This is a genomic window from Paraburkholderia sp. BR10954, assembly GCF_040965775.1.
Taxonomy (GTDB): Bacteria; Pseudomonadota; Gammaproteobacteria; order Burkholderiales; family Burkholderiaceae; genus Paraburkholderia; species Paraburkholderia youngii.
The window spans coordinates 1-14,153 of the sequence record NZ_JBFRCK010000046.1 but is presented as its reverse complement, the minus strand read 5'-3'; the positions used below and the strand labels follow the sequence as shown (position 1 = coordinate 14,153).

General features: G+C 61.7%; 12 protein-coding genes and 2 pseudogenes. 10 read left to right on the top strand and 4 right to left on the bottom strand.

The window, feature by feature from the left end:
• Window positions 1–117 precede the first annotated feature (117 nt).
• From AB4Y34_RS36485 to AB4Y34_RS36475, 3 genes are all read left to right on the top strand, one after another.
• The gene (locus tag AB4Y34_RS36485) at window positions 118–384 is read left to right on the top strand and encodes a hypothetical protein (RefSeq protein WP_176369561.1); all 267 of its coding nucleotides are present in this window, start codon (window positions 118–120) and stop codon (window positions 382–384) included.
• Window positions 381–1,787, top strand: a complete 1,407-nt coding sequence (locus AB4Y34_RS36480) for a hypothetical protein (RefSeq protein WP_176369560.1) — start codon at window positions 381–383, stop codon at window positions 1,785–1,787. Before AB4Y34_RS36485 ends, AB4Y34_RS36480 begins: the two co-directional genes overlap by 4 nt.
• A 131-nt stretch (window positions 1,788–1,918) precedes the next feature.
• Window positions 1,919–3,337, top strand: a complete 1,419-nt coding sequence (locus AB4Y34_RS36475; protein WP_368718776.1) for an exonuclease SbcCD subunit D — start codon at window positions 1,919–1,921, stop codon at window positions 3,335–3,337.
• A 152-nt stretch (window positions 3,338–3,489) separates the two neighbouring features.
• Here the strand turns inward: AB4Y34_RS36475 and AB4Y34_RS36470 are convergent, their stop codons facing one another.
• Both AB4Y34_RS36470 and AB4Y34_RS36465 read right to left on the bottom strand, forming a co-directional pair.
• Window positions 3,490–4,110, bottom strand: a complete 621-nt coding sequence (locus AB4Y34_RS36470; protein ID WP_368718775.1) for an RNA-guided endonuclease InsQ/TnpB family protein — start codon at window positions 4,108–4,110, stop codon at window positions 3,490–3,492.
• On the bottom strand, window positions 4,107–4,733 hold the full coding sequence (locus AB4Y34_RS36465; protein ID WP_368718774.1) for an IS607 family transposase: 627 nt from the start codon (window positions 4,731–4,733) through the stop codon (window positions 4,107–4,109). Before AB4Y34_RS36465 ends, AB4Y34_RS36470 begins: the two co-directional genes overlap by 4 nt.
• A gap of 111 nt (window positions 4,734–4,844) precedes the next feature.
• On the opposite strand from AB4Y34_RS36465, the gene AB4Y34_RS36460 reads away from it, so the two are divergent.
• From AB4Y34_RS36460 to AB4Y34_RS36430, 7 genes are all read left to right on the top strand, one after another.
• A complete protein-coding gene (locus AB4Y34_RS36460; RefSeq protein ID WP_368718773.1) occupies window positions 4,845–5,435 on the top strand; it encodes a hypothetical protein in 591 nt (196 codons plus the stop codon).
• Window positions 5,423–7,744: an SMC family ATPase gene (locus AB4Y34_RS36455; protein ID WP_368718772.1), complete on the top strand. Its 2,322-nt coding sequence runs from the start codon at window positions 5,423–5,425 to the stop codon at window positions 7,742–7,744. Before AB4Y34_RS36460 ends, AB4Y34_RS36455 begins: the two co-directional genes overlap by 13 nt.
• 86 nt (window positions 7,745–7,830) lie before the next feature.
• Entirely contained in the window at window positions 7,831–8,037 is a 207-nt protein-coding gene (locus AB4Y34_RS36450; RefSeq protein ID WP_176369555.1) for a hypothetical protein, read from the top strand.
• 60 nt (window positions 8,038–8,097) lie between these two features.
• Window positions 8,098–8,256: a hypothetical protein gene (locus AB4Y34_RS36445; protein ID WP_368718771.1), complete on the top strand. Its 159-nt coding sequence runs from the start codon at window positions 8,098–8,100 to the stop codon at window positions 8,254–8,256.
• An 85-nt stretch (window positions 8,257–8,341) separates the two neighbouring features.
• On the top strand, window positions 8,342–9,397 hold the full coding sequence (locus tag AB4Y34_RS36440) for a hypothetical protein (RefSeq protein WP_368718770.1): 1,056 nt from the start codon (window positions 8,342–8,344) through the stop codon (window positions 9,395–9,397).
• A gap of 285 nt (window positions 9,398–9,682) precedes the next feature.
• Complete coding sequence (locus AB4Y34_RS36435) at window positions 9,683–10,171, top strand: hypothetical protein (protein ID WP_176369552.1); 489 nt, start codon at window positions 9,683–9,685, stop codon at window positions 10,169–10,171.
• 62 nt (window positions 10,172–10,233) lie between these two features.
• Entirely contained in the window at window positions 10,234–10,671 is a 438-nt protein-coding gene (locus tag AB4Y34_RS36430) for a hypothetical protein (RefSeq protein WP_368718769.1), read from the top strand.
• An 864-nt stretch (window positions 10,672–11,535) separates the two neighbouring features.
• Here AB4Y34_RS36430 and AB4Y34_RS36425 read toward each other — a convergent pair.
• Window positions 11,536–12,689 (bottom strand): annotated as a pseudogene (locus AB4Y34_RS36425) (IS110 family transposase).
• Window positions 12,690–13,038: 349 nt separating this feature from the next.
• Window positions 13,039–14,040: pseudogene (locus tag AB4Y34_RS36420) on the bottom strand (IS91 family transposase); the annotation flags it as partial.
• Window positions 14,041–14,153: the final 113 nt, after the last annotated feature.

The following is a 14,153-nucleotide window of genomic DNA, read 5'->3' as shown; positions in this document are numbered from 1 at the left end:
CCCAGAAGGGTTGTGGCGCTCGGGTCATTTCATCCGAATCCCGAAGCGCGCTCCTCTGACCGAGGAACGCGCTTTTTTTTTTCGTCCTTCAGTTCCTGTCCCGTATGGAGGTCTTCCATGCTTCCCGACCGTCTTGACCAGCGCATTGCCCAGGCGATCAGCGACACGATCGCCCAGGAACGCGCATCTGCAGATACCGCATCGCCAGCATGGCGCACGCGGTGCGAGGTAGCACGGTTCGCGACGTTCAGCGATCCCGAGCGCCGCGTTTTTCTTTCACATGTTGCTGAACGCCGCGGCGAGGCGGCGGCGCACGAACTGGAGCAGTCCGCCAGCGAGTTGCGCACCACAGCGATCTTTTTCCTTGCGAGAAAACCCTTATGAATGCAGTTCCCAGCATGCTCAACGGCCCTGTGCGCAGTGTCGTTGAAGAACGGGCCTTGCGCCCGCCGGTGATCGGACACATCCGGCCCGGCATCAAGGTGCTCACATCGAAAGCCCGAGCCAACAGCCGCGCCGTTGAGATCTACAACGACATGGTTGCGGCGGGTGATTCGTTCGACACGATCGGCAAGGTGATCGAATCGAAGTGCAACCTGAAAAACGCACTCGCGCCGAAAAACACACCGTATTTCACGTGTCGCCGCTCGGACTTCACCAATCCGGCCGTCGCCGACGAAATCCTCAGGCTGTATGGCGAGGATCGCGGCGAGGGACTCAAGCTCTATCGCTTTCCAGTGCTGTTCGCGTTCAACGACTGGATGCAGAACCTGCCCAACCAGATGGCCGTGTACGGCGCCAATGGTCGCAAGTTCTTCTCGCAGTACGAACGCGATAGCATCCGCTATTGCATGACGTACGCGAAGATGGAGCGGGATCAGCGGGCGCAACGCGCAATTCGCCACTTCGGCGGCCGCACCGTGATCCGGCGGCAGGATGAAGCGATTCCTGATGGCATCTGTGACCCCGAACAGTGTCCGCAGTATCAGGCGCGACATTGCAACCTGTCAGCGAGTTTCATCTTCGCTGTGCCGGACATCAAGGGGCTGGGCCTCATCGAGTTGCCGACGAATTCGATCTACGTGCTTCAGAAGGCTTATTCGGCCATGCAGACCGTGCAGCTTGCCAGAGGCAAACTGACCGGGACGCGATTCTGGATCACGAAGCGCGAGTTCGACATCACGCGCATCAACGAAAACGGCGAAGCGGTTCGGGCAAAGCAGCTGCTCACCGTTCTCGACGCCGACATCGACATCGGTGCGCTGCTCGACGGCGCCGATGATGCGGTGCCGGCAATCGAAGCGGCTGGCCAGGCTGTCGCACTGCTCGAGGCCGGTGGCAACGTTGTTCCCCTTGGCGGTGGCTTTCCAGTCGCCGTTGCTGATGAGGGAACGCGCGGTGAGAGCTCTGTCGACGACAGCGACCCGATGGCAGACCAACAGGCATCCGGGCAGCAACAGCCGGTACAGGTTGCAGGCGGGGCTGAAGCAGGCCATGCACATCCCAACGCGCCGTCATCGCAAACTGACGGCAGCGCGGACGATGCAGTCGAAACGCTCGCCGACAACCTGGACCGTATGTCGGACCTGCTGAAGCGTCTCGGGTTAAGCGCGGAAAACCGGAAGGAAGATTTCCGGGTCTTTGCGCACACCACCTATGGACGTGGATGGGTCGAGCGGCCGCAGGATGTCGACAGCATGAACGAGCGTCTGGAGAAGGCACTGACTGATCGCGCAGCACTCGATCGCGAGATCGCGGCGACCAGGCAGACGACGTTCTTCGACTGACCGGCTTCATCCCTTCCACAACCTTCCGCCAGCCCTTCGGGGCTGGCTCTCTCCATACCCCTGCGTCCATCCGGGCGCGCATTCCAATATTGGCTGCCGTATGGCGGCCTTTTTCGTTGCTGGAGGCGAAAGTGAGATTCGCACATTTTTCTGACCTGCATTACGCGCCGGACAATCTGGCGGAGTCCAACCGTTGTTTCAGTTTCGCTGTCGGCAACGCGATCGACGGCGGCGCTCACGTTGGCGTCATTTCCGGCGACTCGACCGATCACCGGCTCGATGCGCATGCGCCGGCGTTGCACGCGCTCGCGACCCAGATTCACCGGCTCGCCAACGCGATGCCTGTGCTGATGTTGCAGGGCACGTTCTCGCACGAGCCTCCGGGCACACTGGATAACTTCGCCCTCATGGGCGGCGTTCATCAGATCCACGTTGCGGATCGCGTGTCTCAGGTCGCGCTCGTCGATGGGCGTTTCTGGGCATCGAAGGGACCTGTCTTCTCGGATGACGAACTGCGTCAGTTCATCGGCGTCATGCCCGAAGTGGTGTTCACCAGCCTGCCCACGGTCAACAAGGGCCAACTGGCTGCGAGCGTTGGCGCGCTCGAGGCCGGTACGGGACTGGGCGATGTGCTCGCCGCATATCTGGCGGCGGCGGGCCGGGTGAACAGGCAGCTTCGCGCAGCGGGGATTCGCACGGTGGGTGTCTCGCACGGCACGGTCAACGGCTGCACGACCGAGCACGGCGTGACGATGGCGGGCTTCGATCATGAGTTCTCGCTCACGGCGTTGTTCGAAGCCGAATGCGATGGCTTCATGCTCGGCCACATCCACAAGGAGCAGCAGTGGGAACGCGACGGCAGGCTGGTCGCATATCCTGGCTCGATTGGCCGGTTTCACTACGGTGAAGAGGGCGAGAAGGGCTATCTGTCGTGGGACGTTGAACCGGGCAGCGCGTCAGCCACGCTCGTCGCAACGCCTTCGCGACAGATGATCTGCATTGACTTCGACGGGCCACCGGACATGGCAAAGCTTCAGGAGCTCGCCGCGGACGCGGCCGACAAGTTCGTGCGCGTGCGCTGGCAGGTCGATGAGGAGCATCGTCAGGTAGTCGATCGTGAGGCGATCAAGGCGCTGTTTTCTGGCGCCGCCGGTCTGAAGGTCGAGTCGCGCGTATTGCCGGTGGTTCGCAGCCGTGCCCAAGGCATCAGTCTGGAGACGACCGTCGAGGGGAAGCTCGCACGCTGGTGCGAACTGGCCAGCGTTGACGCCAGCCCGCTTCAGGACCGGTTGCAGCTGCTCGCCTCCGGCGACGTGGAAGCGATCGCGGCCGGTGTGCTCGCGAGTCGCGCTTCCGGGCCCGAATCGCAGCCTGAATCGCCGCCTGAAATGCCGCCTGAAATGCCGGCGCTCGCCGCGGTGCTCACGCATCCCGCCGCATTGCTGGAGACGACGGACGAAGTCACGGCCGCACCGGTCGGGACTGATATGAAGGCGACCGCGACACCGGCGTCGCTCGACTGGCTCAACGACGATATGTTTGCGGCCTAGCCGCCATGGTGAGAGTGGCCCGTATGGCACTCTCGCGCGGAACACAGTCGTGTTCCGGAAGCCCGCCCGCTACGACAGGACCGCGGGCTTCTGGAACAAGGTTCACCCGCGTCCCTGACGCATCGATCGCAGTCTTCTGCATCCATCTTTTTCTATAACCGTTCTCCAGAACCTATACAAACCGCTGCGTAGCTGACTAAAGCTATGCAGCGAGCTTGCTGTCTGGTTCCTGCTTCACTGAGGCCGGTTTCACCGCCGTCTTGCGACGACGGCCAGAGCCTTCCTCTCCACAGGCTGAAACCGTGGAACTCACGGCCATGATCTTCAAATTGGTTGCCTTTGAAACGCAACGGCTCGCGCATGCGCATCCAGCCCAGATTGGAGATGCGAATGCGCGAACCATCGACGGAGAACTGATCGTTCGAAACGCTGAAGCGGTCATCGACGCCTTTCTTCCGGGGTGTCGGGTAACGATTCTGGCCCGAGAAGAAGCGCTTGAATGCTTCCCCGAGCTGGATGATCGCCAACTGCGGGGCGCACTTCGTGACGTCGAGCATCCACGGGAACTGCTCGCGCTTGACCGCGTTGAGTTGTCGGCGCAGCGCCATTTGCGATGGCTTGGGCTGTGTTTGGTCGGCCTTGTGCGCCTCGTATTGATGCTTCCACTCGGCCAGCGCCCAGTTGTACGCGAAACGCGCCGTGCCGGCCGCACGCGCGAGGTACGTCGCCTGAGCGTTGTTCGGATCGAGCGCGATTCGGTGACCGAGGATCATTGCTGAACGTTCTCGACCGCCTGACGCACGCCGTCGAGCAGTTTCTGATTCTTGCGTGAGCGCGCACCGTACAGACGCGCACTGAAAACCGTGATGATCTCCAGCACGTCTTTCGCGAGGTCCTCCTCGAATGTCGAATCGGCCCCCTTGTTGAGGATTACCACCTCGACGTTCTTCGCCTCGCAAATGGAGAACACCAACTCTGCCCCGAAGCGCAGGAGACGATCCTTGTGCGTGATGACCAGGCGTCCAACCGTGCCGTCAATTATGGAGTCGAGCAGGCGCTTGAGGCCCTTCTTGTGGTAGTTCATGCCCGAGCCGAGATCAGCAATCAGCTCGAACGTCCAGCCCTGCTGTGCGCAATACAACTCCAGGACCTGCTTCTGTCGCCGGAGGTCGTCTTTCTGATCGTGACTCGAGACACGTGCATACGCGATGGTCTTGCGACTGGCTTCTTCGGGGGCGCGAAACAACTCAGGTCGGATCTTCGCGAGGTCATAGCGGCGATGTCCGCCGACCGTATGCTCAGCCGTGAGACGGCCCGATGCCTCCCATCGGCGCAGCGTCGTGACTGACACTCCGAGCGAGCGCGCAGCTTCACCGATGCCAACAAATCTATCCATAATGGAAACATTGAATTAGATTTGGTGCGTTGTCAATCAAACTGTTTAAACCCTGGCGGGGATTCATCCCTTCAGGGGATGCACTCCGCCCATCTTCTGTGGAGTGTCATCATGTTTGGTCTTTATCCCGCCGGCGCCCAATGGGTCCGGCATTTCACTGCCAACCGCCCGCCGCGCGAGATCCAGAAGGTCCTCACCGACCACGCGGGTTATCGCGCAAGCATTTTTCATCGTCCCTTTGGAGAACATCGCGGCGCTGTCATTGCCCAGTCGGACCGCTTCCTGATCCTGACTGCTGCCGTCAACGCGGCAACGGCGGATCTGGCCGTTGTACCCGACGTGCAGTTGCAAAACCTGCTGTGGTCGTTCAACACGGGCTATGCAAACCAGTGGGGCTCACGCGAGTTGCTCGCGCTGACGGGCGTCGACAACTGGGACGCGCTTATCCGGCGTACCAGCGCGGTCTATGCCGCCGTCTGCAGGACCGTTGGCGAAGTCGTCGACGGGTCACTGGAAAAAAGGGCGGCGGAAGAGGCCGCCCGAGTGGCCACCCAGGCGGCTGCGAAGGCTGCTGAACCGCCTGCGCACGTGCCTGATCCGATCGTTGGAAGGATGTTTTCCAACGACGATGACGCGCCGTGGTTGCCATCGGACTATCTGTACGATGCGCCGCTTCAGGAGGTGCCGACATGCGCCCACTGAAACTGACGCTGACGGGCTTTATTGGTGTTCGTGACGGCATGAAGCGCGACACCATCACGCTCGATCTCGAATCGCTTCCGGCAGGCCTCATCGCGTTGACCGGTCCGAACGGTGCGGGAAAGTCCACGATCATGGATAACGTCCATCCGTACCGGATCATGCCGTCGCGGGCCGCGAAAGTGTCGGTGGATGCGTTCTCTTACTGGGACCACGTCTACGGCGTGCACGCGCTCAAGGAGTTCGAATGGGAGCATGGCGCTGTGCGATACCGCTCGTCATTCGCATTCCGCAAGCCCGGCAAGACGGGCAAGGCTGAGTACTACCTGGCCTGGCGCGACGCGGACGGAAACTGGCAGCCCATGCAGTCTGGGGACGGTACCGTCTCTGATGGCAAGGCGGAAACCTATGACCTGTGCGTCGAGTCGGTGTGTGGCTCGCTGGAGTCGTTCTTTACCAGCGTCTTTTCTGCGCAGAACCGGCGTCCGCTCGCATCGTATGGTGCGACCGAGATCAAGGCATTACTCGCGGAACTGCTGCATATCGATGACCTGCGCACGCTGTCGGCGAAAGCCGCCGACGTCGCCAAGGTGCTCAGTCGCGCGCTCGACACCACGCAACAGCAACTCGTTGCGCTTGGATCCAAACGCGATCGCGTCGCGCAGATCGATCAGGCCATCGCTTCCGATGCACAGTCCGTCGCCGCAACTCGCGAGAGCCGGGAGACGCTGAACGCAAAGGTAGCCACCCTGACCGACCAGCGCGCCGTTCTCGCTGCAAGGCAGACTGCCAATGCCGGTGCGCAGACCCGACTGAGGGAATTGGGCACGCGGCGAAGCCAGCTCGCGTCGGCCATGCAGGCGCTTTTAGCCGACGCACGCGCCGATGAACAGCGCCTGAACCAGCGGCGCGCTTCGTTGCGCACGTCCATCGCGGAACACAACGCAGTGATTGCGCAACGTGAAGCGATTCTGGGTGCCGCCACGGCACGTGATACCGCCCAGGCACGTATTGCGAGCGAGGAGGCGCGTGTCGAGCCGATCCAGAGGGAAATTTCTGCCCTCGAAGAGAAGCAGCTTGCGCTGACCGCGGCAACTTCCCGTCTGAACGGTCTGGAGTTGGAAGGCACGTCGAAGATGACGCTCCTGAAGTCGCTGGAACAGCAGGCGAATGTGATCAGTACCGTGCCCTGTGCCGGTCATGCGATGCACAACACCTGTCCCTTGCTTGCGCAGGCCCGTCAGGCGGACGTACAGGTTCAGGAGCACCGCATTTCGCTCACGAATCTGCGTGCGACGTTTCGTGCCAAACGCGATGAGGTCGCGCGGCTGACGCCTCAGGTGCAGCATCTTGCGGGCAGGCGGGCGGAGCTGAAGGCGGTCAACGATGCGATCGCGGCCGCGCGCCGTGACCTTCAGAAAGCTGTCGATCTCGCCGCACGCAAGCCGCTGCTTGATGCCGCAACCGAGGGTCTGGGCAAAGCCAGTGAAGAACTGGCCGCGCTCGAGACCGAGGAAGCCACGCTGCGTGCACGCCGCGAGGCGCAGCAGGCCCGTCTGTCGGAGGAAGCGAAGGAACTGGACGCGGAAGTCGCACGCCTCGGCGTCGACGACGTGACCGGTGCCATCGCCGATATCGACCGGCAGCTAACGCAGTGCCGCGAAGCCATCACCGCGGCCGATGCCCGGATCGAATCAATGATCCGCTCGCAGACGACGCGTGAGGTCGAGCGACAGTCGATCGCAAAGGAGCTTGCGGGATTCGACGCGACACAGTCGCGTGCGAACCGCATCTCCGATGAGATTGCCCAGTGGAAGCTGCTCGCGAGAGGCCTCGGCAACGAAGGCGTGATTGCATTGACGATCGACGATGCGGGCCCCGCCCTCACGAAGATGGTGAACGACCTGTTGCTCGCATGCTACGGCATGCGCTTCACGGTCGAGATCCAGACGCAGCGGGCGCTGGCGAGCGGTGAACTGCGCGAGGGGTTCGAAATCCTCGTGCATGACGCCGATCACGACAGCACCAAGGCAGTCACGGTGATGTCCGGCGGCCAGAAGGTCTGGATCAACGAGTGCCTGACGCGCGGCATCGCCCTGTATCTGGCAAGCAATGCTGGCCAGCCCTACCAGACCCTGTTCAGCGACGAGTCCGATGGTCCGCTCGATCCGCAGCGCAAGCTGCAGTTCATGCGGATGAAGCGGGAAGTGCTGCGACAAGGCGGGTACGAGCGGGAGTTTTTCATCTCGCAGACGCCTGATCTGGTTGCGGAAGCGGATGCAGTCATTGACGTCGAGGCGCTCGCTGCGTGAGCGCCGTCATTTCTCTTCATTTCTTGACCCTGTGGGGAACGTCCCCACAGGGGCGTTCCCTTGTCTTTTTTAGAACGAGGAATCCCATGCAAAACCTGTTGTTGCTGCTCATCGCAGCAGGCAGTTCGTCACTGTGCGCGTGCACGACTCAACCCGTGGCACACGTTGAGCCGGCCAGGCCCGCACCGGCGATCGTTGTCCGCAAGCCGCGAGGCGAGCCGGGCGACTTTGTTCTCTGCAAGGATGGTCGCGTCCTGGTCTTCCCGGCCGCGCATCCGCAAACCTGTTCCTGATCTCGCGAAGCCCGGCCTCGAAAGAGCGTCAGGGCTTCGCGCGCAAACATGGAGGTAACCATGAAGAAACAGATCGCAGCCGCAACCGTGATCGGGGCAATGCTTGCACTTGTATGCCTGCTCTGGGAACAGCAGTCGCTTGCTGCGCTTCACAAACATCCGACGCGCGTACCAGCCAATAGTCTGTCGCCATTCGACCGGCAACTTCGTCGCGCCTGACTGCCGCCATCGAAATTTTCTTTACCCCGACCGGGCAGACCTCCCGGTTGGGGAGGTCTGCCCGGCATTCTTTAAGGAGCCGAAATTGACCTTCTCATGCAGTGATTTTCTAGACGATGTCATGCGCAGTCTCGTTCACTCACAGGCGATCACTGAGGCCGAAATTCCTGCTGATGATCCCGGCAAAGCCGCAGACGTTGCGACAGCGGCAATCGTGGCGATGCATCGTGCAGGCCTGTTCGCACGCTTCATGCGCGAGCTGCTGAACGCAGTCGAAACGTTAGGAGCGGTCGCTGAGGCCCACGGTGTCGACGCGCTGGTCTTCCTGTTCGATCTGCAGGCGGCGATTCTCAACGATACTTCTGTCGATGCGCACGCAGGCATCGACGGTCGCATCGTCGAACTCGTATCTCAACTGCCGTCGGCCGCCGAATGGATGAAGCATATCCGGAAGGAAGGGCATGAGCTCGACGCTCGCTTTGGGGCTACCGCTCTGCTGGAGAGCCGCAGAGTGCTGGAAAGCGGAGATTGTCGATCGCCGGACCACGAGTTCAAAAACTTCCACCGGCTGCTTTGCGAGCGCTTCGAGTACCCTCACGATGAGACTGACTGGAGGCGCGATCAGCTTTCGCTGATCGAATGGATCGCGAATCGCCAGTCGACCCCGGTCAGTGTGCAGCCTGTTCCGACCATCCGGGTCAGAGCGGACGGCGACGCGAATTTCTATCATCTTCTGGACGGCGACGACTGGGTTGCCGCCGTGCAGATGAATGGCAGGTTCACGGTGCCGATGCAGGAAGCCATGTTGCAGAAGTTTGCCGGGGTGTTGCGCAATCCATGCGGTCCTCACTCGCCGGACATGAACAACGCGGTTCCTCATCATGTCCGGGACCGGGTGAAGTGGGCGCTGAGCCGGTTGCGTGAACATGAAGCCGCGCTTCAGGGAGTTCAGCTGGCGCGCGGGAACGGCCATTTCCTGGCACTGGAACTGAAGGATCGGGAAGAGGCGATCAGGCACGCAATGGAAAGGATTAGCGAATTTCGGGGCATGGCTGCGAAAAATGGTGTGGATGCTGAAGCGTTTATCCATTCCATTGGCGGTCTTCCCGATCTGGAGAGGTTCGGATACCGGACCAGCTAACCGGTACTACCGTGAAACCGCCCGTCGAGCGTCCCCGTCCTGGGGTCCGCCCGACGGGCATTTCTTTTGGTGCTCGCGCAGTCGGCGCCGGAGTTGCGGGTCGTCTCCGGTCGAAAGAGACCACTTTTTCCGCATCTTTTCCCATGGCCACGCTCGCGCACTGGAATTACCCTGTGTGAATCTTCTGCGCCACTGGCGCATCGACCAGCCCGCCTCGCGGGCTTCTTTTTGTCCCCTTGGGAGCTTCTCCCACAAGGGGAAGGCTCCCGTCCTACTGGAGCCATCATGAAAAGCATTCAACGCAACGCCAGTCGTTACCGTTCTGCTTCCTGGGAGCGGGTCTGCGCAGCATCTACCCGGGTTCCCGCGGATTTCGGGCGTCACTTGCGTGACATCGCTCGCCCGCTGCAGATCGCATATCAACGTCTCATGTCTTCGTATGACGGTCATCCAGCCGGTATCGAGTGCCGTATGGCGGATCGCGAGTCGTGGGCTTTCGCACTTCCGGATGCGTCAGGCTCAAAGGCCTGGCGCATTCAGCAGTTCGACCTGGACGGGTTCATCGGTCATCTTTGCTTCGACTCCCTCAACGAGGCGATCGAAGAAATGCTCCGCATGGGCTACTGCGTGACCGATCCCGGAGCACTCGATCGCATCGGAGCGACCGACCGATGGGCACGGGGCGTACGCCGCGCAGCCATCATGCAGAAGCACCAGCAGGGGCTTGTTACCTACCGCCAGATGGTCGAAGAATTATCGGCCCTCCCTGCCTGACTTTACTAACCCCTACGGGACACGCTCCCGAGGGGGCGTGCTCCATCAAACCGGAGCCAATCATGTTTGATGAAATTCTTGAAAATATGGAGGCGGCAATCGCCGTCCTCATGGGCCTGATCCGTGCCGGCCATCCGTTGTGCGGCACGGCCAGCGGCAAGGATTCGACGTGCGCGACGATTCTCATGCTCGAAGCCGTGCGCCGCGTCGCGGATGAAGGCCTCGCCCAACCCGCGCACTACATTTCATCGGCCAACACTACCATCGAAAACAGCAGTCTTGCGCGGCATATCGAGACCATGCTGGAAGAGGTCGACGAGCACGCGGCCGCATATGGGCTCGGCGTGACGACGCTCATTGCCACGCCGTCGCTGGCGATGCAGTTTGTCGTTTCCACCATCGGCCGCGGCACATTGGTGCGAACCGTGGAAAACGGCGTGCGTGCCGGCAAACGCATCAGGGCATGCGCGACTTATGTTGACCCGTCGAGTGTAAACTGACTCGTCGACACGCTTACCACAAGGATCTGAAGCTATCGCGATTCGCGAGTCAGGCGGAAATGTCAACAACTTTGCGCTTACGGCCATTGGTAGGTGGATTTTGTTGACGGTGCTCGTCACAGCGAATGCGGCGGGGGTGCAACTGGATTCCCGTGCGTCGCTGACCGGCCCACTTTCTGCCGCTCGCCTGTGTCATGCGGTGGTCGTTTGAACGACCGGTCGACTCCGAAATCCGCCCGATACCCAATGTGCAGTCGTCGGCCACAGCCGACATTGGGCCGGGCTGAGTTCTACGTCAGCAATAAGGCGGATTGCTGACGGTCGTGGCACCGACCAGCCGAACGACAGCTTCCTCGATCGGCGAACTCACACTCCCGTTAAGGGTTACTCGATGCCTGCCATCGGCCACAGGGATGTGATGGCGCCTCTGCGCGGGTTGGCAGGCGTCGAATAAGCCTTCTATGAGAAGAAGTTTGTCAAGGTGTTTGATCGGTTGACTGGTAGCTCATTGGCCGGAAGTTCAGCGCCTCCAGATCTGAGACCGCCGTGGAGCGTGAAGGGGGCGAACTTTCCGGTCTCTATCGCTGCTCAATTGCTGAGGTCTACTCTTCGCTATGGGTGGAAGCCGTTCGTTGCGCTCGTGAGACGATCCAGCAATCTCACTACCTTCTATCCGCTGGCGCGTGGCCAGCCTCATCCTGCATGCGCGTTACGCTGGAGCTTTTCCAGGACCATGCCCCATCTCGAGAATCGGTTACGTAAGTAACCTGGCTTATTCACGGGCATGGTTCGCTTCAAATTAACTGATGCGAGGCGTTTCGGACCCTTGCATCGTTGCGCGGTTGCGAGACCCCCCCTCACGACTCAGATTGATTTCAACTGTGCCCCTTTGGGTATTACGCCATCCTTCAGGTAGTGCCACAGCGCAATCGCGAGGCGCCGCGCCACCGCGACGATTGCAATGCGCCGCGCACGGCGGTTGGGGCCGGTGCCCTGCGTGCGCTGGTTGAACCACTGCGTCAGCGCACTGTCGGGCTGGTAGCGGATCCACTCCCACGCCATCTCGACCAGTAACGCGCGCACCCGCCGGTTGCCTTGCCTGCTGATGCCCTGGTCGATCTGGCTTTGGCGGCTGTCGTAGGGCTGCGGCACCAGTCCGACACAGGCACCCACTTGGCGGCGGTTGTGAAACTCCCGCCAGAATAGCTCAAGCGCGAGGCGTGACGCGCCCACTTCGCCAATCCCTTTGAGGCGCGCCAGTCATCGCATCGCTTGCGCGCAGATGCCGGCACGCTTGCCTGTCGTGTCTTCTCCAGCGTCGCGAGTTGCTGCTGGGCCAACGCCAGCCGTTCGCACTCGCGCAGCAGCCGCTCGCGTAATTCGATTGGCAGCGGCGCTCCGTCGTGGCACCTGATTTCGTCACGGGCGAGGCGGTCGGCGAAGTGCTTGTGATCGACTTCATCCCAGCAGCCGAGCGTGATCAGTAATTTGCGCATGCGGTCGCGGTGCTGCAGCACTTCCTTCTGCAATTCGCCGCGATCGCGCATCAGCTGGCGCGACGCTTCGTCCTGTGGTGAGGGCACGTGGACCACGTGCATCCGATCGCGCTCGCCGCGCAGCCACGCGCGTAGATTGATGACCAGCGTGATAACATCGAGTCGGTCCGTCTTGGCGCGCCGCCTGTGACGCTCCACGGGAATGCTCGCGGGATCGACGACATGACATTCGATCCCGCGAGCCTGCAGAGCGCGGCAGATCCAGAACGCGTCCTGGCCGGCCTCGTAACTCGCCACAACGCGTGTCTCCAAAGGTAGCGACCACTGCAGCTTCTGTTGTTCGATCACGTCCAACACGGCTTGCAGGCGAGTGGCGGCATGTGGCTGCGCTACCGTATGCACCGCAGGCTTCTCGCGCTGGCCGTCGTGAAGCGCGATCTTCCACTTTGCCGCCGCAAGTTCCAGCGAAACTGCGAGCACGACTGCTTCGGAATATGTCGTGCGTGCCTGATCCGTGCGCATGATCCTCTCCTTTGGGTAAGGCTCCTACGGCTGATTTTACGATCCACCGATTGCGCGACTCTCTGCTACATAGGATCTCGATGGAGGAAACCGCGGGGCGCGCCGATGCGCCCGGAGCTTCGCGGCTATGGCGATTGATGGGCCAGGATGCTCAGCGGTGCCGGATGCGGCGCGTTCAGGCGGGATGCAGGACGGGCACTGACGCGATGACGAAGCGGTGCTGAGGTGCGATCGCGATGATGACGCGGGCACGCGAGGCAGGTCGCGAAGTGATGTGCGCGAGCGTCCGCTCGTGGGTCGCATTGACGCGAAGCCGACGTTCGACATGCAGATCGAGGAACCGCGGTGCTCATGTCTGCCCCCGTCGCATCGGTGGTGCCCGGATCGGGGCGCTGCGCGCGAGGATGTCGATGACGATCATTGGCGCGCCGCAGTGGTGGCAGATAAAGGTGGGCCGGCGTTCAATGAGAGCGTCGTCTGGTGACGGGCTGAGCCTGGGTGCAACATGCAGCAGTTCGCGCACCTTTGCGAGATTGGCTCGACGCACCGGGTTGGCAAGCAGTCCATAGTGACGGATACGATGGAAGCCGCTGGGCAGGACATGGAGCAGGAAGCGGCGCATGAATTCGCCGGCCTCGAGCGTCATGGTCTTGTAGCGGGTGCGCCCCTTCGCGCGGTATTCCTTCCAGCGGAACGTCACGCCGCGCTCGTCGAAGGCGACGAGGCGCTGGTTGGAGATGGCAACGCGGTGCGTGTAGCGTGAGAGGTACTCGAGCACGGCCTTTGGTCCGGCGAACGGGCGCGTGGCGTAGACCACCCATTCGCAGGTACGCAGCGGTGCCAGCCACCGGGCAAAGGTGGCGGGGTCCGCGAGCCCGGTGTACTCGCCGAAGAACTGCAACTGGCCATGCCGGTGGGCCACTTCGAGCGCGTCGAGGAAGCGGCGCCGGAACAGGCGTGAGAGCACGCGCACCGGAAGGAAGAAGCCGGGCCGGCACGCAATCCAGCGCTCGCCATCGGGCGCGAGTCCGCCGCCGGGTACGATACCGTGCACATGCGGGTGATGCGTGAGTGCTGAGCCCCAGGTGTGCAGGATGAGCGTGGCCCCGATCCGGGCGCCGAGGTGTCTGGGATCGGCGGCGATCGTGCGCAGCGTGTCGGCGGCGATGTCGAACAGCAGGCCATAGATGACCCGCTTGTTGTACCAGGCGATCGCACTGATGGCGGCGGGCAGCGTGAAGACGACGTGGTAGTACTCGACCGGCAGCAGATCGGCCTGACGTGCTTCGAGCCAGCGGTGTGCGGCACTGGCCTGGCACTTCGGGCAATGGCGGTCCCGGCACGTAATGGAGTGCGCTCCATTACGTGTGTTATGGGGAGTCCTGGATAACAGGGAGTCCGAAACCATGTTCGGCTCGACAGACCGAACAATCCTGTATTTTTACTCCCCATTAAAACACGTCC